Origin of the sequence: Mycobacterium sp., assembly GCF_965229265.1 — a bacterium.
Lineage (GTDB): Bacteria > Actinomycetota > Actinomycetes > Mycobacteriales > Mycobacteriaceae > Mycobacterium.
On the sequence record NZ_CBDDIY010000008.1, the window covers coordinates 16,564 to 36,346 of the forward strand.

General features: G+C 68.3%; 19 protein-coding genes. 12 read left to right on the forward strand and 7 right to left on the reverse strand.

Features of this window, described 5'->3' with window-relative positions:
* The first annotated feature begins 50 nt into the window (after window positions 1-50).
* Entirely contained in the window at window positions 51-980 is a 930-nt protein-coding gene (locus tag ADBZ9K_RS00615; RefSeq protein ID WP_526617845.1) for a COX15/CtaA family protein, read from the forward strand.
* Here the strand turns inward: ADBZ9K_RS00615 and ADBZ9K_RS00620 are convergent.
* Window positions 930-1,880, reverse strand: coding sequence for an ATP-grasp domain-containing protein (locus tag ADBZ9K_RS00620; protein WP_526617772.1), 951 nt, complete (start codon window positions 1,878-1,880; stop codon window positions 930-932). The two genes, ADBZ9K_RS00615 and ADBZ9K_RS00620, sit on opposite strands and share 51 nt — an antisense overlap.
* 18 nt (window positions 1,881-1,898) lie before the next feature.
* Here ADBZ9K_RS00620 and ADBZ9K_RS00625 point away from each other — a divergent pair, with 18 nt between their 5' ends.
* A complete protein-coding gene (locus tag ADBZ9K_RS00625; protein WP_526617774.1) occupies window positions 1,899-2,873 on the forward strand; it encodes a quinone oxidoreductase family protein in 975 nt (324 codons plus the stop codon).
* 3 nt (window positions 2,874-2,876) lie between these two features.
* Here the strand turns inward: ADBZ9K_RS00625 and ADBZ9K_RS00630 are convergent, their stop codons facing one another.
* Together ADBZ9K_RS00630 and ADBZ9K_RS00635 are read right to left on the reverse strand one after the other, a co-directional pair.
* A complete protein-coding gene (locus tag ADBZ9K_RS00630) occupies window positions 2,877-3,116 on the reverse strand; it encodes a hypothetical protein (RefSeq protein ID WP_526617776.1) in 240 nt (79 codons plus the stop codon).
* 116 nt (window positions 3,117-3,232) lie between these two features.
* Window positions 3,233-4,162, reverse strand: coding sequence for a heme o synthase (locus tag ADBZ9K_RS00635; RefSeq protein WP_526617778.1), 930 nt, complete (start codon window positions 4,160-4,162; stop codon window positions 3,233-3,235).
* A 234-nt stretch (window positions 4,163-4,396) separates the two neighbouring features.
* Here ADBZ9K_RS00635 and tkt point away from each other — a divergent pair, with 234 nt between their 5' ends.
* The 7 genes from tkt to ADBZ9K_RS00670 are packed head-to-tail and all read left to right on the forward strand — an operon-like array spanning window position 4,397 to window position 12,918.
* On the forward strand, window positions 4,397-6,490 hold the full coding sequence (tkt, locus tag ADBZ9K_RS00640; RefSeq protein ID WP_526617780.1) for a transketolase: 2,094 nt from the start codon (window positions 4,397-4,399) through the stop codon (window positions 6,488-6,490).
* Window positions 6,491-6,516: 26 nt separating this feature from the next.
* Entirely contained in the window at window positions 6,517-7,635 is a 1,119-nt protein-coding gene (tal, locus tag ADBZ9K_RS00645; protein ID WP_526617781.1) for a transaldolase, read from the forward strand.
* Window positions 7,632-9,200: a glucose-6-phosphate dehydrogenase gene (gene zwf / locus ADBZ9K_RS00650; protein ID WP_526617782.1), complete on the forward strand. Its 1,569-nt coding sequence runs from the start codon at window positions 7,632-7,634 to the stop codon at window positions 9,198-9,200. Before tal ends, zwf begins: the two co-directional genes overlap by 4 nt.
* Before the next feature lie 25 nt (window positions 9,201-9,225).
* Window positions 9,226-10,137, forward strand: a complete 912-nt coding sequence (gene opcA, locus ADBZ9K_RS00655; protein WP_526617784.1) for a glucose-6-phosphate dehydrogenase assembly protein OpcA — start codon at window positions 9,226-9,228, stop codon at window positions 10,135-10,137.
* Window positions 10,138-10,161: 24 nt separating this feature from the next.
* Entirely contained in the window at window positions 10,162-10,905 is a 744-nt protein-coding gene (gene pgl, locus ADBZ9K_RS00660; protein ID WP_526617785.1) for a 6-phosphogluconolactonase, read from the forward strand.
* Window positions 10,906-10,909: 4 nt separating this feature from the next.
* Window positions 10,910-11,314: an ATPase gene (locus ADBZ9K_RS00665; RefSeq protein ID WP_526617787.1), complete on the forward strand. Its 405-nt coding sequence runs from the start codon at window positions 10,910-10,912 to the stop codon at window positions 11,312-11,314.
* Between the two features lie 17 nt (window positions 11,315-11,331).
* A complete protein-coding gene (locus ADBZ9K_RS00670) occupies window positions 11,332-12,918 on the forward strand; it encodes a class I adenylate-forming enzyme family protein (protein ID WP_526617789.1) in 1,587 nt (528 codons plus the stop codon).
* A 2-nt stretch (window positions 12,919-12,920) separates the two neighbouring features.
* On the opposite strand, the gene ADBZ9K_RS00675 is transcribed toward ADBZ9K_RS00670, so the two are convergent.
* Window positions 12,921-13,046 carry a hypothetical protein gene (locus ADBZ9K_RS00675; RefSeq protein ID WP_526617790.1) on the reverse strand — a complete coding sequence of 42 codons (126 nt, stop codon included), beginning with the start codon at window positions 13,044-13,046 and terminating at the stop codon, window positions 12,921-12,923.
* A 176-nt stretch (window positions 13,047-13,222) separates the two neighbouring features.
* Between ADBZ9K_RS00675 and ADBZ9K_RS00680 the strand changes: the two genes are divergently transcribed.
* Window positions 13,223-13,465 carry a hypothetical protein gene (locus ADBZ9K_RS00680; protein ID WP_526617791.1) on the forward strand — a complete coding sequence of 81 codons (243 nt, stop codon included), beginning with the start codon at window positions 13,223-13,225 and terminating at the stop codon, window positions 13,463-13,465.
* A gap of 84 nt (window positions 13,466-13,549) precedes the next feature.
* On the opposite strand, the gene ppc is transcribed toward ADBZ9K_RS00680, so the two are convergent.
* Window positions 13,550-16,345: a phosphoenolpyruvate carboxylase gene (gene ppc, locus ADBZ9K_RS00685; protein ID WP_526617792.1), complete on the reverse strand. Its 2,796-nt coding sequence runs from the start codon at window positions 16,343-16,345 to the stop codon at window positions 13,550-13,552.
* 90 nt (window positions 16,346-16,435) lie between these two features.
* Between ppc and ADBZ9K_RS00690 the strand changes: the two genes are divergently transcribed.
* Window positions 16,436-18,097 carry an amidohydrolase gene (locus ADBZ9K_RS00690; protein WP_526617793.1) on the forward strand — a complete coding sequence of 554 codons (1,662 nt, stop codon included), beginning with the start codon at window positions 16,436-16,438 and terminating at the stop codon, window positions 18,095-18,097.
* Here the strand turns inward: ADBZ9K_RS00690 and ADBZ9K_RS00695 are convergent.
* Entirely contained in the window at window positions 18,067-18,513 is a 447-nt protein-coding gene (locus tag ADBZ9K_RS00695; RefSeq protein WP_526617794.1) for a MarR family winged helix-turn-helix transcriptional regulator, read from the reverse strand. The genes ADBZ9K_RS00690 and ADBZ9K_RS00695 overlap by 31 nt on opposite strands.
* A 73-nt stretch (window positions 18,514-18,586) precedes the next feature.
* Between ADBZ9K_RS00695 and ADBZ9K_RS00700 the strand changes: the two genes are divergently transcribed.
* On the forward strand, window positions 18,587-19,534 hold the full coding sequence (locus tag ADBZ9K_RS00700) for a quinone oxidoreductase family protein (protein ID WP_526617796.1): 948 nt from the start codon (window positions 18,587-18,589) through the stop codon (window positions 19,532-19,534).
* Here ADBZ9K_RS00700 and secG read toward each other — a convergent pair.
* On the reverse strand, window positions 19,521-19,754 hold the full coding sequence (gene secG / locus ADBZ9K_RS00705) for a preprotein translocase subunit SecG (RefSeq protein WP_099251382.1): 234 nt from the start codon (window positions 19,752-19,754) through the stop codon (window positions 19,521-19,523). The genes ADBZ9K_RS00700 and secG overlap by 14 nt on opposite strands.
* Between the last annotated feature and the right edge of the window lie 29 nt (window positions 19,755-19,783).

Below are 19,783 nucleotides of genomic sequence, written 5' to 3' on the forward strand. Positions count from 1 at the left end.
TAGCCGTCAACTACGATCGGCCCGTGCCCGTCGGACGGATTTTCCTGCGGCTGGTGGACCTGCTGCCACTGCCGAGCCTGCGCACCCAGCGCATCATCGCGGCGGCGGTCATCCTCACCCAGGGCGGCATCGCCGTCACCGGCGCCATCGTCCGGGTGACGGCCTCGGGTCTGGGCTGCCCGACCTGGCCGCAGTGCTTCCCCGGCAGTTTCGTCCCGGTGCCGCACGCCGAGGTCCCCGTGATCCACCAAGCGGTGGAGTTCGGCAACCGGATGATCACCTTCCTGGTGGTCATCACCGCGATCCTCGCGGTGCTCGCGGTGACCCGGGCCCGCCGCCGGCGCGAGGTGCTCGTCTATGCCTGGTTGATGCCGGCCTCGACGGTGTTGCAGGCCGTGATCGGCGGTATCACCGTGCTGGCTGGCCTGGCCTGGTGGACGGTGGCCATCCACCTTGTCGCCTCGATGGCGATGGTGTGGCTGGCCACCCTGCTCTACGTCAAGATCGGCGAGCCCGATGACGGCATTTCCACCGCCCTGGTCCCCAAGCCGTTGCGGCACCTGACCCTGCTCACTGCGCTGACCCTGGCCGCCACGCTGGTCACCGGAACCCTGGTGACGGGCGCCGGCCCGCACGCCGGGGACAAGAGCCTGCAGCGCCCGGTGCCCAGGCTCGAGGTGGAGATCCTCACCCTGGTGCACATGCACTCCACCCTGCTGATCGCCTACCTGGCCTTGCTGGTGGGCCTGGCTGCCGGGTTACAGGCGGTGTTCGCCCCCCGGGTGATCATGCGCCGGCTGGCAGTCCTGGTCGCCCTGGTGGTGGCGCAGGGTGTCATCGGCTCCGTGCAGTTCTTCACCGGCGTGCCGGCCGCCCTGGTGGCGGTGCACGTCGCGGGAGCCGCGGCCTGCACCGCGGCCACCGCCGCGCTATGGGCGTCGATGCGACAGCGGACCGAGCCCAAGCCGCTCGCAGGCTGACTCCACCCCCAGCGCAAACGTCCTCTGCTGTAGTTCGCGGGTCGTCTCGTCGAGCTGGCGCCAGCCCAACGACGGCTCGATCAGTTCCAGTTCGAGCAGCAGCGGGTCAGCGCCGTCGCCGATGAGGTCGACCCGGGCGTAGAGCAGTTCGTCGGTGCCGATGCCCAGGTGGCGGCAGGCGGCGTCGAGCGCGGCGTAGCCGACATCCCACATCGCGAAGTCGGGGTCGGCGGACCGCAGCGATTCCGCGGCGAACGTGCCTGACTCGTCGAGCCCCGGCAGCTCACCTTCCGGCGGCAGCATGGGGCCCTTGGTGAAGGCGTGCGACTGGCGGCCGGCGAGGAACACCAGGGCGGTCTCGCCGCCTTCGACGCGGGCGTCATAGGGCTGCACCAGCACGGCCTGGCCCGCGGCCTGCAACGCCGCCGCATGCGCGCGGGCCCCGCCGTGGTCGGTGAAGCGCCGGGTGCCGATCGAACCGGCCCCGATGGCCGGCTTGACCACGACCTCGCCCTTGGGCAGCCGCACCTTCTCGCCGGGTGCGAAGAACGACGAGGGCAGGGTCGCCACTCCCGCGGCCGCCAGATCCTCCAGGTAGTGCTTGTCGCTGTTCCACGCCACCACGGCCGGCGCGTTCACCAGGTTGCGGACCCTGGTGGTCCAGGCCAGAAACTCCTCGCGCCGTTCGGTGTAGTCCCATGTCGCGCGCAGGATCACCAGGTCGGCGGTCTCGGTCTGCGGGTCGTCCCAGGACATCCAGCGGGCATGCAGCCCGCGGCTGCGCAGCGCGTCGACGAGGCCGTCGTCATCGCCGTCGCCGGCGGCAAGCTGCGGACACCCCGCTAGCACGATGCGGGGGTGGAAGACGTCGGGACGGGCCAGCTTCGAAGGGGACTTCACAGCGGGGATGATAGTGACATGCACGCAATCGAAGTCGCCGAGACGGGCGGTCCCGAGGTCCTCAACTACGTCGAGAAGCCGACGCCCACTCCCGGTGCGGGTGAGGTCCTGATCCAGGCGGACGCGATCGGCGTCAACTACATCGACACCTACTTCCGTTCCGGGCTCTACCCGCGCGAGCTGCCCTTCGTGCTGGGCACCGAGGTGTGCGGCACGGTCGCCGCCGTGGGCGACGACGTCGCCGCGATCAAACCCGGCGATCGGGTGGTCACCGCCAATGCCGCCGGCGCCTACGCCGAATTCTGCACCGCGCCAGCCGACTTCGTGGCCTACGTGCCCGACGGAGTGCAGGCCGATGCGGTCGCCTCAGCGCTGCTGAAGGGGATGACGGCGCACTACCTGATCAAGTCGGTGTACGCGGTTGCGGCCCGCGACTTCGTCCTGGTCCACGCCGGGGCCGGCGGGGTGGGCCTGATCCTGACCCAGTGGGCGACCAGCCTCGGTGCGCGGGTGATCACCACCGCCTCGAGCCCGGAGAAGGCCGAACTGAGCCGGCAGGCCGGCGCGATCGAAGTGCTCGACTATCCCGAGGACACCGCCGGGTTCGCAGCCACCATCCGCGAGCTGACCAACGGCCACGGAGTCGCCGCGGTCTACGACGGCGTCGGCAAGACCACATTCGACGCGAGCCTGGCCAGCCTGGCGATCCGGGGCACGCTGGCATTGTTCGGCGCCTCCAGCGGACCGGTTCCGCCGGTCGACCCGCAGCGACTCAACGCCGCCGGGTCGGTGTACCTGACCCGGCCAAACCTGGCGCACTTCACCCGCACGTCCGACGAATTTGCTTGGCGCGCAGGCGAACTACTGGACGCCATCGCGGACGGATCGATCACGATCACGGTCGGTGGCCACTATCCGCTGGCCGAAGCGCACCGGGCGCACCAGGACCTGCAGGGCCGCAAGACCATCGGGTCGATCGTGCTGGTGCCCTGACCGTCAGGCTCGGACACCGCCTTTGAGGGCCTTGAGGTAGGCCATCACCCGGCGCAGCACCAGCTCGTTTAGGTCACCGTCGTCGGCGATGCGGCCCAGCCCGCTTCGGCGCAGGAAGGATTCCAGCCGCCGGTCCAGGGGCCAGCCGCCGTAGGTGTCCTCGACGTACTGCGAATGCAGGAAATCGACGGTGATGCCATCGACGTCCTGATCGGTCAGTGACACCGCGCCGGCTCTGGCCATGACGCATACTCCCCCGCATCGTTGAAACGATTCGAGGCCATCGTCGCCGCACGATGCGAGCCGGGGACAGGGTCCCAGGTCACCGGGTCCGACCGAAAAGTCCCTAATCGACCGGGTCAGCCGAACAGAGTCGGCAGTCCCAGCACCGAGTCGACGGCCAGCGCGACGAACACCAGGGCCAGGTAGTTGTTCGACTGCAGGAACAGCCGCAGCGGCTTGACCGGGTTGCCGCGGCGCACACCTGCGTGCAGCTGGTGGGCCATGACCAGGAACCAGATCCCGGCCAGCGCGGCGACCGAGGCATACAGCCAGCCAGCCGCGGGCACCAGCGCCAACGTGGCCAGCACCGTGAGCCAGGTGTAGATCAGAATCTGCTTGGTGACCTGCTGCTCGGTGGCGACCACCGGCAGCATCGGCACCCCCGCGGCGCGGTAGTCATCCTTGTACTTCATCGCCAGCGCCCAGGTGTGCGGCGGGGTCCAGAAGAAGATGATGGCGAACATCACCAGCGCCTGCCACCCGACGGTGCCAGTCACCGCCGACCAGCCGATCATCACCGGCATGCAGCCGGCTGCCCCGCCCCACACCACGTTCTGCGAGGTGCGGCGCTTGAGCAGCAGTGTGTAGACCAGCACGTAGAAGGCGATGGTGGCCCCGGCAAGGTGGGCCGAGAGCATGTTGGTCGTCCACCACAGCCAGAAGAACGAGGCCACCGACAGCACGAGCCCGAACACCAGGGCGTGGCTGCGCGGCACCGTGGCCCTGGCCAGCGGCCGGCGCTCGGTGCGCTTCATCTTCTTGTCGATATCGGCGTCGGCCACACAGTTGAGCGTGTTGGCGCCGGCCGCGGCCAGCAGACCACCGAACAGGGTGTTGAGGATCAACACCAGGTTGACGGTGCCGCGGTCGGCCAACAGCATGGCCGGGATGGTGGTTACGAGAAGCAGCTCGATAACCCGCGGCTTAGTCAGGGCAAGGTAGCCCAAGAGCTTGTCGCGGAACCGGTTCGGCGCCCCATCAACGAGGTGCACTTCGCGAACTCTCACGCAACTGACTCCTGACACGACGATCTACTACAGGCGATGGTAGACCGCGCCACACCCCGACCGGTACTGAAGGGTCGATTCACGGCGATTCCACCGTAGTGACACAGTCGTAGGCGTAAAGCTTCACCCACCGGTAATGCTGGTGGGAGCACACTGCAGCAACCGACCCGACGGCACTAGGGTGAAGAGGACAACCCCAGCTTGCCAGCCGAATCTCAAGCCAGGAGCGAGTTCGTGACCACAACCGAAGACATTGCCGCACTGACCCAACCGCACCACCCCGATGACTGGACGGATGTCGACTCACTGGCCGTCGACACGGTGCGGGTCCTGGCGGCAGACGCGGTGCAGAAGGTCGGCAACGGGCACCCCGGCACGGCGATGAGCCTCGCGCCGCTGGCCTACACGCTGTTCCAGCGGGTGATGCGGCACGACCCGAGCGACACCCACTGGCTGGGCCGCGACCGGTTCATCCTGTCCTGCGGGCATTCCAGCCTGACCCTCTACCTGCAGCTGTACCTGGGTGGTTTCGGCCTCGAGCTTTCCGACATCGAGTCGCTACGCACCTGGGGCTCCAAAACCCCGGGCCACCCCGAGTTCCGGCACACCCTCGGTGTGGAGATCACCACGGGTCCGCTCGGGCAGGGCCTGGCCTCGGCGGTCGGGATGGCGATGGCCGCGCGCTACGAGCGCGGCCTATTCGACCCGGACGCACCGGCGGGTACCAGCCCGTTCGACCACTACATCTATGTCATCGCCTCCGACGGCGACATCGAGGAGGGCGTCACCAGCGAGGCCTCCTCACTGGCTGGCACCCAGCAGCTCGGGAACCTGATCGTCTTCTACGACCGCAACCAGATCTCCATCGAGCACGACACCAACATCGCGCTGTCCGAGGACACCCTGGAGCGCTACCGCGCGTACGGCTGGCATGTCCAGGAAGTCGACGGCGGCGAGAACGTCATCGGGATAGAGGACGCCATCGAGGCCGCAAAGGCCGTCACCGACAAGCCGTCGTTCATCGCGGTGCGCACCATCATCGGCTATCCGGCCCCCACCAAGATGAACACCGGTGGCGTGCACGGCTCGGCCCTGGGCGCCGAGGAAGTGGCCGCCACCAAGAAGGTGCTGGGCTTCGACCCCGACAAGACCTTCGAGGTGCGCGACGAAGTGATCGAGCACACCCGCAAGCTGGTGGAGCGCGGCCGCGAGGCACACGAGAAGTGGCAGGGTGACTTCGACGCCTGGGCTCAGCGCGAACCGGAGCGCAAGGCGTTGCTGGACCGGCTGACCGCCGAGGAGCTGCCCGACGGCTGGGATGCCGACATCACCTACTGGGAGCCGGGGTCCAAACCGCTGGCCACCCGCGCCGCCTTCGGCCAGGTGCTCAACGACGTCGCGCCCAAGCTGCCCGAATTGTGGGGCGGCTCAGCCGATCTCGCGGGCAGCAACAACACCACCATCAATGGGGTCAAGTCGTTCGGCCCGCCGTCGATCTCGACCAAGGACTACACCGCCGACTGGTACGGCCGGGTGCTGCACTTCGGCATCCGCGAGCACGCCATGGGCTCGATCCTGTCCGGGATCGTGCTGCACGGGCCGACCCGGGCGTTCGGCGGGACGTTCCTGCAGTTCTCCGACTACATGCGTCCGGCCGTGCGGCTGGCCTCGTTGATGGACATCGACACCATCTACATCTGGACGCACGACTCGATCGGCCTGGGCGAGGACGGCCCCACCCACCAGCCGATCGAGCACCTTGCCGCGCTGCGGGCCATCCCGAAGCTGTCGGTGGTGCGTCCCGGTGACCCGAACGAGACCGCCTACGCCTGGCGCAGCATCATCGCCCGAGGCAACGGCAGCGGCCCGGTCGGTTTCATCCTGACCCGACAGGGCATCCCGGTGCTGGAGGGAACCAGTTCCGAGGGGGTCGCCAAGGGTGGTTACGTGCTCGGTGGTGGCAGCCCGGCCGACGATGCCGACGTGATCATCATCGCCACCGGGTCCGAGCTGCAGTTGGCGGTCGAGGCGAAGAAACTGTTGGCCGACAAGGACATCAACGCCTACGTGGTGTCGATGCCATGCGTCGAATGGTTCGAGTCGCAGCCGCAGGAGTACCGCGACAGCGTGCTGCCGCCGGATGTCTCGGCGCGAGTCGCGGTGGAAGCCGGTGTGGCCCAGAGCTGGTACAAGTTCGTCGGCGACACCGGGGAGATCATCTCGATCGAGCACTACGGCGAATCCGCCGACGACAAGACCCTGTTCCGTGAATTCGGCTTCACCGCAGAAGCCGTCGCCGCGGCCGCCGAACGCGCAATCGACAACTAAACGACAACAGCAAGAGAAGGAACGTCATGGCACAGAATCCCAACCTCGCGGCGCTGTCCGCCGCCGGCGTGTCCGTCTGGCTCGACGACTTGTCCCGGAGCCGGCTGCGGTCGGGCAACCTGCAGGAGTTGATCGACACCCGCAGCGTTGTCGGTGTCACCACCAACCCGTCGATCTTCCAGGCGGCGCTGTCGCACGGCGACGCCTATGACGCACAGGTCTCCGAGCTCGCCGAGCGCGGCGCCGATGTGGACGCCACCATCCGCACCGTCACCACCGACGACGTCCGCGAGGCCTGCGATGTACTCCGCCCGCAGTGGGAGTCCTCCGACGGCGTCGACGGCCGGGTCTCAATCGAGGTCGACCCACGGCTGGCCCACGACACCGACAAGACCGTGCTGCAGGCGATCGAGCTATGGAAGATCGTCGACCGGCCGAACCTGCTGATCAAGATCCCGGCCACCGAGGCGGGCCTGCCCGCGATCACCGCGACGCTGGCCGAGGGCATCTCGGTCAACGTGACGCTGATCTTCTCGGTAGAGCGCCACCGCGCCGTCATGGACGCCTACCTCGCGGGACTGGAGGCCGCCCGCCAGGCCGGCCATGATCTGTCCACGATCCATTCGGTCGCGTCGTTCTTCGTGTCCCGGGTGGACAGCGAGATCGACAAGCGGCTGGAGCAGATCGGCACCGACGAGGCCTTGGCGCTGCGCGGGCAGGCCGGGGTCGCCAACGCGCGGCTGGCCTACGCGGCCTACGAAGAGGTGTTCCTCAGCGGGGACAGGTTCCGCGCCCTGGCCGAGGCCGGCGCCCGGGTCCAGCGCCCGCTGTGGGCCTCCACGGGTGTGAAGAATCCCGACTATTCCGACACCCTCTACGTCACCGAGCTGGTCGCCCCCAACACGGTCAACACCATGCCGGAGAAGACCATCGACGCGGTGGCCGACCACGGCGTGGTCACCGGCGACACGATCACCGGCACCGCCGCGGCGGCCCAGGACGTGTTCGACAAGCTCGATGCCATCGGCATCGACCTGACCGACGTGTTCCTGGTGCTGGAGAACGAGGGCGTGGAGAAGTTCGAGAAGTCGTGGCAGGAACTGATCGACGCAACTCAGGATCAGCTCGACGCCGCGGCCAAATGACCGGCGACCGGCCGGTGCCGGGGGTACTCGCGCCCGCCCCTGCGACCTGGCACAACCCGCTGCGCGACAAGCGAGACAAGCGGATGCCGCGGATCGCCGGGCCGTGCGGTGTGGTGATCTTCGGCGTGACCGGCGATCTGGCCCGCAAGAAACTGATGCCGGCGATCTACGACCTGGCCAACCGGGGTCTGCTGCCGCCGTCGTTCTCGCTGGTCGGATTCGCCCGGCGTGACTGGGCCGACGAGGACTTCGGCGCCATCGTCCACGACGCCGTCTGCCAGCACGCCCGCACCCCGTTCCGGCAGGAGGTGTGGGACCGGCTGGCCGAGGGATTCCGGTTCGTGCAGGGCACCTTCGATGACGATGCGTCGTTCGGCCGGCTGGCCGAAACCCTGGAGAAACTCGACGTCGAGCGCGGCACCGGCGGCAATCATGCGTTCTACCTGTCGATTCCGCCCAAGGCCTTCCCGGTGGTGTGCGAGCAGCTCAAGAAATCCGGGCTGGCCCGCCAGCAGGAGGGCCGCTGGAGCCGGGTGGTGATCGAGAAACCCTTCGGCCACGATCTGCAGTCCGCCATCGACCTCAACCACGTGGTCAACAGTGTCTTCCCGGAGGAGTCGGTCTTCCGCATTGACCACTACCTCGGCAAGGAGACGGTGCAGAACATCCTGGCGTTGCGCTTCGCCAACGAACTGTTCGAGCCGATCTGGAACAGCCACTACGTGGACAGCGTCCAAATCACCATGGCCGAGGACATCGGGCTGGGCGGACGAGCCGGGTATTACGACGGCATCGGTGCGGCCCGCGATGTCATCCAGAACCACCTGTTGCAGCTGCTGGCGCTGACCGCGATGGAGGAGCCGGTCAGCTTCCATCCGCAGGAGGTCAAGGCCGAGAAGATCAAGGTGCTATCGGCCACCTCGCTGGCCCAGCCGCTGGATCTGACCACCTCCCGTGGGCAGTACGCGGCGGGCTGGCAGGGCGGGGAGAAGGTCGTCGGGCTGCTCGACGAGGAAGGGTTCTCCAAGGACTCCACCACCGAGACGTTCGCCGCGATCCAACTCGAGGTCGACACCCGGCGCTGGGCCGGGGTGCCGTTCTACCTCCGCACCGGAAAGCGGCTGGGCCGCAGGGTCACCGAGATCGCGCTGGTGTTCAAGCGGGCACCGCACCTGCCGTTCGACGCCACCATGACCGAGGAACTGGGCAAGAACGCCCTGGTGATCCGGGTGCAGCCGGACGAGGGCATCACGCTGCGCTTCGGGTCGAAGGTGCCCGGCAGCGCGATGGAGGTCCGCGACGTCAACATGGACTTCTCCTACGGCTCGGCCTTCGCCGAGGATTCCCCGGAGGCTTACGAGCGGCTCATCCTCGACGTCCTGCTGGGCGAGCCATCCCTGTTTCCGGTCAACGCCGAAGTCGAATTGTCTTGGGAGATTTTGGATCCCGTGCTGGATTACTGGGCAGCGCACGGGAAACCGGATCCGTATGAGTCGGGCACCTGGGGTCCGGACTCGGCGTTCGAGATGCTGACGCGGTCCGGTCGGGAATGGAGAAGGCCGTGATGCGCACGAGTGCGAGGAACCGAACATGATTGTCGATCTGCCGGACACGACAACCAACGCGCTCAACAAGAAGATCACCGCGCTTCGTGAGGAGGGCGGCGCGATCACGCTCGGGCGGGTGTTGACCCTCGTGGTCGCCCCCGACAGCGAGGACCTCGTCGAGGACGCCATCGACGCCGCCGTCTCGGCGAGCCGGGAGCATCCCTGCCGGATCATCGTGGTGGTTCCCGACGACCGGCTCGCCTCCGACCCGCGACTGGACGGACAGTTGCGGGTGGGCGGCGATGCGGGAGCCGGCGAGGTGGTGGTGCTGCGGATCTCCGGGCCGCTGTCCAACCATGCCAGCAGCGTGGTGCTGCCCTTCTTGCTGCCCGACACTCCGGTGGTGGCCTGGTGGCCGGGTGTGGCACCGGCGGTTCCCGCGCAAGATCCGTTGGGCCGGTTGGCAATTCGGCGGATTACCGATGCGACCACGGCTGAGGACCCGCTGGCCTCGATAAGGGCCAGGCTCGAGGGCTACACCGACGGCGATACGGATCTGGCCTGGAGCCGGATCACCTACTGGCGCGCCCTGCTGGCGTCGGCCATCGATCAACCGCCGTACGAGCCGGTGACCTCGGCGTTGGTGTCGGGCCTGAAGAACGAACCGGCCCTGGACGTGCTGGCCGGCTGGCTGGCCAGCCGCATCGAAGGCCCGGTGCAGCGGGCGGTCGGTGAGCTGAAGGTCGAGTTGGTGCGCGGATCGGTGGCGGTGACGCTGAGCCGGCCGCAAGAGGGCGTGACGGCCATGCTGCGCCGTACCGACCGGCCCGACGCGCTGCTGCCGCTGCCCCGCCGCGAAACCCGCGAATGCCTGGCCGAGGACCTTCGACGGCTCGATGCGGACGAGATTTACCACGAGGCGCTGGCGGGTATTGGCAAGGTGCAGTACGTCTGATCGAGCCGGCCGAGAGAGGCGCATGTGAACCGAATAGTCGAGACCTACCCCGACACGGCGGCCCTGGTGGCCGCGGCCGGCGACCGGCTGGTCGCGGCGATCACCAGTGCCATTGACGTACGCGGGCAGGCCGCGATCGTGCTCACCGGCGGCGGGACGGGCATCGCCCTGCTCAAGCACGTCGGCGACCACGACGCGGCGATCGACTGGTCGAAGGTGCACATCTTTTGGGGTGACGAGCGCTATGTGCCCGCCGACGACGACGAGCGCAACGACAAGCAGGCCCGGGAGGCGCTGCTCGACCACGTCGCCATTCCGGCCAGCAATGTGCACCCGATGGCGGCCAGTGACGGCGAATTCGGCTCCGACCTGGACGCCGCCGCGCTGGCCTACGAAAGTGTGCTGGCCGCCAACGCCGCACCGGGCGAGCCCACCCCGGTGTTCGACGTGCACTTGCTCGGGATGGGCGGCGAAGGGCACATCAACTCGCTGTTCCCGCACACGCCTGCGGTGGCCGAGGCCAAGCGGCTGGTGGTCGGCGTCGAGGACTCCCCCAAGCCGCCGCCCCGGCGGATCACCCTGACCCTGCCTGCCGTCGCGCGCTCCCGGGAGGTGTGGCTGGTCGTCTCCGGTGCGGCCAAGGCCGACGCGGTCGCCGACGCCATCGGCGGCGCCAAGCCGGCCGACATACCTGCCGCGGGCGCGGTCGGGCGTGAGGCGACTGTGTGGCTTCTCGACACCGAGGCAGCCGCCAAGCTGCAAGACTGACCCGATGGTCGACAAGACGCCGGAGGCCGAGAAGAGGCCGGCCCCGCGCAGCGGTCGCGATCGGATCAAGACGCTGGCCCAAGCCGCGCTGAACGCCGACGTCACCGTCGACCAGCTCGACACCATCCTGACCGGCATGAGCGGTGCCCTCACCGACCTCAACAAGACGATGACCGGGATGGACGGCACGCTGGAGTACTTCGAGGAGACCCTCGGCGTGTTCAACACCACGCTGGCCCGCATCGACGAGCTGGCTCCCAGGCTCAATGCGGTCGTCGACCGCCTGGAGGGGATCGTCGAACGGGTCGAGCGCATCGTCGGTCTGGGCGAGGCGGTGATGACACCGCTGGCGGCCACCGAGTCCGCGGTGCGGGGAATGGTCAACGCGGTGCGGCGCGCGGGCCGTTGATCCGTTCTCTCGCGGGCTTGGCGCGCCGCGCCGGGCTGGAGATCTGGTCAGCGGGTCTGCTGCTGCGCACCGGGGTGGTGCGCCCACTGTCGGTCGGCCAGTTGACCGGAATACTCAAGGCCCTCAACGACTATGGCCTCATGGGCGCGGGAACACGGATCGCGGCGCTGCGGGATCCCGACGGGGTGGCCATCATCGACGAGCTAGGTCCACTGACCTTCGGCGACCTCGACCGCCGTTCCGACGCGGTGGCCGCCGGCTGGCGGCGGCGGGGGCTACAGCCGGGCACCGGGGTCGCGGTGCTGTGCCGAAACCACCGCGGCTTCTACGACGCGGTGTTCGGCGCCGCCAAGTGTGGCGCCCGGCTGATCCTGCTCAATACCGGGTTCGGGCCCGACCAGCTGGCCGACGTCGTCGCCCGCGAAGGTGTGGAGCTGCTGGTCCACGACGAGGAGTTCACCGCCGTGGCCGGCGCCCTCCAACTGCCGATGGGCCGGTTCCTGGCCTGGCACTCCGAGACCAGCGGGCCCGACACACTCGAACGGCTGATCGGCGACGGCGACGGAACTCCCCCGCCGCCACCGGGTATCCCACCGAAGATCATCATCCTGACCAGCGGCACGACCGGAACCCCCAAGGGCGCCGCCCGCTCCGAGCCGCACTCGCTGATCCCGGTCGGCGGGCTGTTCGGCAAGGTGCCGTTCCGGGCACGCGAGGTCACCGAGTGCGCGGTGCCACTGTTCCATTCCCTGGGATTCAGCCAGGCGATGTTCGCGATGGTGCTGGGGTCGACGCTGGTGATCCGGCGCGGGTTCGACCCCGCCGCGACGCTGAACAGCCTGCACGCCAATCGGGCGACGGCGCTGATCGTCGTGCCGATCATGCTGCACCGCATGCTCGATCAGGGGCCGGTCGGGGACCTTCCTGACCTGCGCGTCATCTTCGTCGGCGGCTCGCAGCTGGGTGCGGGATTGTGCCGGCGCGCGCTGGAGCGGTTCGGCCCGGTGGTCTACAACATGTACGGCTCCACCGAGGTGGCCTTCGCGACCATCGCCACACCGGCCGACCTGGCGGCCGAGCCCGGATGTGTGGGCACCGTGGTGGCCGGTTCGGCGGTGCGGATTCTCGACGACGCCGGCCGGCCGGTGCCGCCCGGCACGCCCGGGCGGATCTTCGTCGGCAACGTCATGCAGTTCGAGGGTTATACCGGCGGCGGCAGCAAGGAGATCGTCGACGGCCTGCTCTCCAGCGGTGATGTCGGCCATTTCGACACCGGCGGAAGGCTTTTCATCGACGGCCGGGATGACGAGATGGTGATCTCCGGCGGGGAGAAGGTGTTCCCCAGTGAGGTCGAGGACGCCCTGGAGCGCCATCCCGACATCGCCGAGGCCGCGGTGATCGGGGTCGACGACGCCGAGTTCGGGCAGCGACTGCGCAGCTTCATCGTCACCAAGCCGGGCCGGTCACTGACCGCCGATGACGTCAAATCCTATGTGGCGCAACGGCTGGCCCGATTCAAAGTACCCCGCGACGTGGTGTTCACCGCGGCGCTGCCACGTAACCCGAGCGGCAAGGTGCTCAAGCGCTTGCTCGATCGGGACTAGCGCTACCACCAGCGCTCGGCGGGATCGGCGACGTCCCAGTCGGCCAGCACGGGCGGAGCGACCGCGGGAAGCGGCCCGATGAGTTCGGCGGTGTTTTCCAGGGAGACCTGGAAGTCGGGTTGGGTCATACCGAGTTCGACGCCGAATCCGCGATGCCGGTTCCCGCCGACCGCTCTGTCCCCCGATTGGGGGACATGAAGAAGGGCCGGTCGCCCGATCGACCATCGCCGCAGGTTAGGGCAGATTAGTGGGCAGCACACCAACAGATCGGCCACCGGGCCGACGAAGCACCGGGAGGGACACCATGATGATGAACAACCGCCTCGCTGCACTGCTCGCCGCACCCGCGGTCGCCGGCGCCGTCTTCGCTGGCGCCGCCCTTGCGCTGGCCGGCCCGGCCAGCGCCGACGTCTACACCTCCAACGGCTACTCCGCGACCGACACCTGGGGTGTGCACGCGAACAACGAGATCGTCGCCTCGCCCGACACCTACGCCGATCCGGCGCCGACCTACGTCCCCTGGGGCGCCTGGATCAACCAGGGCTGAGCGACACAACACCGGTGATGGGCCGGTTGCCTCGACATCCCCCGATCGAGGTGACCGGCCCATCATTCTGTCTGGGTAGCGGCGTCAGCCGCTGTTGCGCAGCGCCGAGGCCAGCCCGCTCATGGTCAGCAGGATGCCGCGCTGTACCAGTTCGTCGGTGTCCCCGGACCGGTAGCGCCGCAGCAACTCGACCTGCAGATGGTTGAGCGGCTCCAGGTACGGGAAGCGGTTGAACACCGATCGGGCCAGCGCCGGGTTATCGGCCAGCAGGTCGTCCTGCCCGGTGATGAGCTTGTACATGCCGATGGTGCGTTCATGCTCGGCGGCGATTTTGTCGAAGACCCGTCGTCGCAACTCCTCGTCACCGACGAGCTCGGAATACCGTGCCGCCAGACCCATATCGGACTTGGCCAGCACCTGCGCCATGTTCGACAGCACGGTGGCGAAGAACGGCCATTTCACGTACAGCTCTTGGAGCACCTCGAGCCTGCCCTCGGTTTCGGCGATCCATTCTTGGAAAGCCGTGCCGGTGCCATACCAGCCGGGCAGCATCACCCGCGACTGGCTCCAGGCCAGCACCCACGGGATGGCGCGCAGATCCGCGATCGACGTCGTGGGTTTACGGGAGGTAGGCCGGCTGCCGATGTTGAGTGAACCGATCTCGCTCACCGGGGTCGAAGCCTTGAAATACTCAACGAATCCCGGTGTCTCGTGCACCAATTCGGCATACGCGCGCTGGGCGCGGGCGGCCAGGTCATCGAGCACCTCATAGGCAGGCCCAGCCGCATCGCCGAGGCCCTCCACGTCGAGCAACGTCGATTCCAGCGTGGCGGCCAGCAGCGTCTCCAGGTTGCGGTGGGCAATGCGCGGTTCGGCGTACTTGGCGGCGATCACCTCGCCCTGTTCGGTCAACCGCAGTGATCCGTTCACCGCCCCGGGCGGCTGGGCCAGGATCGCGTCGTAGCTCGGGCCACCGCCGCGGCCGACCGTGCCGCCGCGGCCGTGGAACAGCCGCAGCCGGATGCCGGTCTTGCGGGCCGACTCCACCAGGTCCAGCTCGGCCCGGTACAGCGCCCAGTTGGCGGCCAGATAACCCCCGTCCTTGTTGGAATCGGAGTAGCCCAGCATGACTTCCTGGCTCTCCCCGCGTGCGTGCACCATCGCCCGGTATAGCGGCAGGTCGAGCACCGACTCCAGGATCGAGGCTCCGCGCTGCAGGTCGTCGATCGTCTCGAACAGGGGCACAATCCCGACCGGGGCGTACCCGTCCTCCCCCGAAACATCCAGCAGCCCCGCCTCTTTCAGCAGGATCGCGGCCTCCAGCATGTCCGAGACCGACTGACACATCGAGATGATGTAGTTGGGTACGGCCTCAGGGCCGAACACCCGCACCGCCCGGGCGGCCGCGAACACGATGTCGAGCTCCTTGCGGGCCAGCTCGGACAGCTCGGCGTCGTCGCGCACCAGCGGACGCCGGGTCGCCAGCTCGGATACCAGCACCTCCACCCGCTCCGGTTCGGTCAGCGACGGGTAGTCGGAGTGCACCCCGGCCCAGGACAGCAGCTCGGCGATAACCTCCTCGTGCACCTCGGAGTTCTGCCGCATGTCCAGACCACTGAGGTGAAATCCGAAGACGTCCACCGCTTCTCGCAGCCTGGCCAGTCGATCGTCGGCGAGCAGCGCGCTGCCGTTGCGACGCAGCGAGGTGTCAATGACGTCGAGGTCGGCGAGTAGCTCGCCGGGTGTGGTGTAGGGCGGCAATCCCAGGTCGAGGACGTGTTCGGGGGTGCGGTCCAGGATGGCGGCGGCGGTGGCGGTGAGCCGGGCGTGCACCACCCGCAGCGCCCGCCGGTAGGGTTCGTCCATCCGGGCCGGTTCGTCGCAGGCCCCGGCCAGCGCGACCAGCTCGTCGGTGGTCTTGACCAGCCGCGCCGACATCGACAGTTCCTGCTCGAGGCGGGTCAACTCGGCGAAGTAGTGCGCCAGCGCGGTGTAGGCGGCACTGCCGGTGGCCAGCCGCACCACCTCGGCGGTCACGTTCGGGTTGCCGTCGCGGTCCCCGCCGATCCAGGATCCGGGCCGCAGGATGGGCTCGTCGAGCAGCCCGGCATCCGGCCAGCGGGACCGCAGCGCGTCGCGCACCTCGCCGTTGACCTTCGGGATCACCTCGAAGAAGGCCGCCGGGTAATAGCGCAAGCCGACTTCGATCTCGTCTTGAATCTTCAACCGGGACAATCGGATCAGCGCGGTCTGCCACAGGGTCAGGATCTGGCGGCGCAGCTCGGTCTCGATGGGCCGGCCGTCCTCGCTCTCAGTCTGACCGTGCAGCCGCAGCCGCATCAGCGTGGTGATGCGGTGCTGGGTGTCGAACACCGTGCGCCGGCGGGTCTCGGTCGGATGGGCGGTGATCACCGGCGACACCAACGCACCGCGCAGCGCCTCGGTGACGATGTCGGCGTTGAGGTCTGCGGCGTCGAGCTTGGCGTAGGTGGCGGCCAGCGTGCTGTCCTGTGGGGGTTCCCCCGCCGCGACGTGGATGGCCCGGCGGCGTTCGCGGTGGATATCCTCGGCGACATTGGCCAGCAGGGCGAAGTGGCTGAAGGCGCGGATCACCGGGATTGCCCGGTGGACGTCGATCCCGTCGAACAGCCGGGTCAGCTCGGAGCGGTCGATCTCGGATCGACGCACCCGGAACGATTCGACCCGGGCCCGTTCGACCAGGTCGAACACCTCGTCGCCGTTCTGCTCGCGGACCGTGTCGCCGAGGATCGCCCCGAGCATCCGGATGTCCTCGCGCATCGGCTCGGTGGCCTCCCGCCCGACCTGGGTGCGGCGCACCGCCCCGATCGGCTCCAGGGTCAGGTCGGAGACATCAGCCATCCCTCCAGTATCGGGGTGCCCGCTACGGGCCGCAGGCCGAAGTCCAGTGAGGCTGTCCACAGTCCGCCTCGAAAGGGCAGGATCACCCCCATGACACCGCCACCGACCACTGTGTTCACCGCCCGCCGCGTGATCACCATGGATCCGGCCCGGCCCGAGGCCACCGCGGTGGCGGTGCGGGACGGGCGGGTCACCGGCGTGGGCGCCGCCGACGAGCTGAGCGTGGCCGGAACGCTCGACGACACCTTCGCCGACGCGATCATCTGCGCCGGTCTGATCGACCAGCACCTGCATCCCGTACTCGGGGCCACCACGCTGGTCACGGAGGTCATCGCCATCGAGGACTGGGCGCTACCGGACAGGACCTGCCCTGCGGCCCATTCCGAAGCCGAATACCAGCAGCGTCTCGTCGCCGCCGACCGCACGCTGCCCCCCGGCGAATGGCTGATCTCCTGGGGTTATCACAAGCTCTGGCACGGCCCCCTCGACCGCGCCAGGCTCGACCAGGTCAGCGCCAGCCGGCCGATCGTGATCTGGCAGCGCTCCTGCCACGAGTTCTTTCTCAACTCGGCCGCCATTGACGCCCTGGAATTGCGGGCCGCCGACATGACCGGCCACGGCGCAGCCGGCGCCATGGTCGACTTCGCTGCCGGACATTGGTGGGAATCGGGTACCAACCTGCTGCTACCGAAGCTCTCACCGGTCTTGATGAATCCGGACCGGCTCACCGCCGGATTGCGACAGCTGGTGGCCTACCTGCACCGCAATGGCGTGACCGCCATCAACGAGCCGGGGATCATGTGGGCGGTCGAACCGTGGTCGATGTACCAGGACATCCTCGGCGCGGACGAAACACCCTTCAGTTCAACATTTCTCGTTGATGCACGCAGTCAGGCCGATGCCGCAATGGATCCGGCCGATGCGGTCGCCGACGCCGAACGACAAGTTGCGCGGGCCGCGCACGGCAAGGTGCGGCTACTGCCAAGACAGGTCAAGCTGTTCGCCGACGGCGCGATCATCAGCCAGCTGATGCAGATGCGCGAGCCCTATCTGGACGACGACGGCCATCCCGACCTGTGCCACCACGGCGAGTGGATGATGCAACCGGACACCTTCCGCGCATTCGCGAAGGCGTACTGGAACGCGGGCTGGCAGTTGCACATTCATGTCAACGGCGACGCCGGCCTGGACCTGGTTCTCGACACCATCGCCGACTGCATGGCCGGGCACCCCCGCACCGACCACCGCACGGTGATCGTGCACTTCGCCAATGCCGACGAGGAACAGGTCGACCGGATCGCCGCACTGGGCTGCATCGTCTCGGCCAACCCCTACTACCCCGTCGGATTCGCCGACCAGTACCGCGCGCACGGTTTGGGCGCGCGGCGCGCCGACACCATGGTGCGGGCCGCATCGGTGCTGGGCCGCGGCATTCCGCTGTCGCTGCATTCCGACCTGCCGATGGCCCCGGCGGCACCTCTGACGCTGGCCTGGTGCGCGGTGAACCGGCGTACGCCCAGTGGCCGGACCGTCGCACCCGAACAGTGCATCTCGGTGCACGACGCGCTGCGGGCGGTCACCATCGAGGCGGCCTATTCGTGGCGGCGGGAACACGAACTCGGCAGCATCACCCCCGGCAAGCTGGCCAACTTCACGATTCTGGCCGAGGATCCCTACACCGACCCGCTGGCGCTCAAGGACATCCCGGTGCTGGGCACCGTCTACGAGGGGCGCTGGTTTCCGGTCGGCTGATCCAGCATCGCGAACAACAACCCCGACAGCCGCTTCTGCTGGGCTGCGCTCAACCGGCCGGTCATGGGCGCCAAGAGCGTCGCGGCCTGATCGCCGAGCCGGGCGGCCAGGCCGTGCCCTTCGGCGGTCAGGCTCACCTGAACGGCGCGCGCGTCCGCGGCGCTGGTGGTCCGCCGGACCAGCCCGCGGCGCTCCGCGCGGTCCATCAGCCCGCTGACCGAGGACCGCTCCAGACCCAGGAAAGCCGCCAGTTCGGCCATCGTGGGTTCGCGATCGCGCAGGATCGCCAGGGTCCGCAGCTGCGTCAGCGACAGGTCGTGCTCGGCGGCGATGCGGGTCAGCGCGGCCATCACGGTGAACGACGTCCGCACCAGACTTTCCAGCAGCTCCTCTGAGACCGCGCCATCGCCCGCCATGCCCGTAGCGTAGCGCATTAGTTCGTATTACCATCTAATTTAGTTCGTACTACCACCTAATTTGGAAGGCCCTATGTACGCCGCCGTCGTCACCGATTACGCCAAACCGCCCAGTTATCAGCACTTCCCGGATCCGCATCCCGGCACACCCGACGAGGTCGTCGTCGACGTCCTCGCCGCAGGTCTGCACCCGTTGGTGCGATCCCGCGCCAACGGGACGCACTACAGCAGCGGCGGTGCCCTCCCAGTCGTGCCCGGGGTTGACGGCGTCGGACGCGCACCCGACGGCACCCTGCGTTACTTCTTCACCGGCACCGGCGTCATGGCCGAGCGGGCGGTGATCGACCTGCGCCGCAGCGTCGTCCTGCCCGAGGATGCCGATCCGGTCGCGATCGCCGCAGCGATGAACCCGACCATGTCGTCGTGGGTGGCGCTGCGCCGTCGCATCACCTTTTGCCCAGGCCAATCGGTGGTGATCCTCGGGGCAACCGGCAGCGCCGGCACGATGGCCGTCCAGGTCGCCAAGCACCTCGGCGCCGGCGCGGTGACGGGGATCGGACGGAATCGCCGCCAGTTGGCGAGCCTGCCCGCTCTGGGGGCCGACGACGTGATCGCACTCGACGAAGTCGGCGCCCACCTCGACCGCGTGCTGCACGCCGACATCGTCATCGACTACGTGTGGGGCCGGCCCGCCGCGGACCTGATCGCCGGTATCGCCGCCCGGCGGCACGACTCGGCACAACCGCTGACATGGATTCAGATCGGCGCGATGGCTGGAGCCGGCGCGGACATCCCCGCCGCGGCGCTGCGGTCGATGCCGCTGCAGATCGTCGGCAGCGGCCTGGGCTCGGTGGCCACCGCCGACATGCTGGCCGAATTCCCCGAACTCGCGGACGAGATCACGCGGGGGACGTTACGGACACCGGCACGCGCGGTACCGCTCCGCGATGTCGAGCAGGTCTGGCAGGAGCCCGAAGACGGTCGACGGGTGGTGCTGACGCCCGACTCTACGAGTATTTGATCTGCAGGGCCATGCCCACGATGGACACCACCCAGATCCCGGTGACGAACAGCGTCAGGCGGTCGAGGTTCTTCTCGACGACAGTCGACCCGGACAGGCTCGACTGCACACCGCCGCCGAACAGCGTCGACAGGCCGCCGCCCTTGGCACGGTGCAGCAGCACCAGCAGCACCACCAGGACACTGGTGACCACCAGGATGATCTGCAGGGTCAAAACCATGCGAGCCAGCCTACCGGGTGCTCGACCAG

What these genes read in the sequence shown, in the direction of transcription:
- ppc (WP_526617792.1), bottom strand. Translation starts at nt 16,345, where the DNA reads ATGGCTGATGTCTCCGACCTGACCCTGGAGCCGATCGGGGCGGTGCGC.
- opcA (WP_526617784.1), top strand. Translation starts at nt 9,226, where the DNA reads ATGATTGTCGATCTGCCGGACACGACAACCAACGCGCTCAACAAGAAG.
- ADBZ9K_RS00625 (WP_526617774.1), top strand. Translation starts at nt 1,899, where the DNA reads ATGCACGCAATCGAAGTCGCCGAGACGGGCGGTCCCGAGGTCCTCAAC.
- ADBZ9K_RS00700 (WP_526617796.1), top strand. Translation starts at nt 18,587, where the DNA reads ATGTACGCCGCCGTCGTCACCGATTACGCCAAACCGCCCAGTTATCAG.
- ADBZ9K_RS00690 (WP_526617793.1), top strand. Translation starts at nt 16,436, where the DNA reads ATGACACCGCCACCGACCACTGTGTTCACCGCCCGCCGCGTGATCACC.
- zwf (WP_526617782.1), top strand. Translation starts at nt 7,632, where the DNA reads ATGACCGGCGACCGGCCGGTGCCGGGGGTACTCGCGCCCGCCCCTGCG.
- ADBZ9K_RS00630 (WP_526617776.1), bottom strand. Translation starts at nt 3,116, where the DNA reads ATGGCCAGAGCCGGCGCGGTGTCACTGACCGATCAGGACGTCGATGGC.
- secG (WP_099251382.1), bottom strand. Translation starts at nt 19,754, where the DNA reads ATGGTTTTGACCCTGCAGATCATCCTGGTGGTCACCAGTGTCCTGGTG.
- ADBZ9K_RS00665 (WP_526617787.1), top strand. Translation starts at nt 10,910, where the DNA reads ATGGTCGACAAGACGCCGGAGGCCGAGAAGAGGCCGGCCCCGCGCAGC.
- ADBZ9K_RS00695 (WP_526617794.1), bottom strand. Translation starts at nt 18,513, where the DNA reads ATGGCGGGCGATGGCGCGGTCTCAGAGGAGCTGCTGGAAAGTCTGGTG.
- ADBZ9K_RS00675 (WP_526617790.1), bottom strand. Translation starts at nt 13,046, where the DNA reads ATGACCCAACCCGACTTCCAGGTCTCCCTGGAAAACACCGCCGAACTC.
- tal (WP_526617781.1), top strand. Translation starts at nt 6,517, where the DNA reads ATGGCACAGAATCCCAACCTCGCGGCGCTGTCCGCCGCCGGCGTGTCC.
- ADBZ9K_RS00680 (WP_526617791.1), top strand. Translation starts at nt 13,223, where the DNA reads ATGATGATGAACAACCGCCTCGCTGCACTGCTCGCCGCACCCGCGGTC.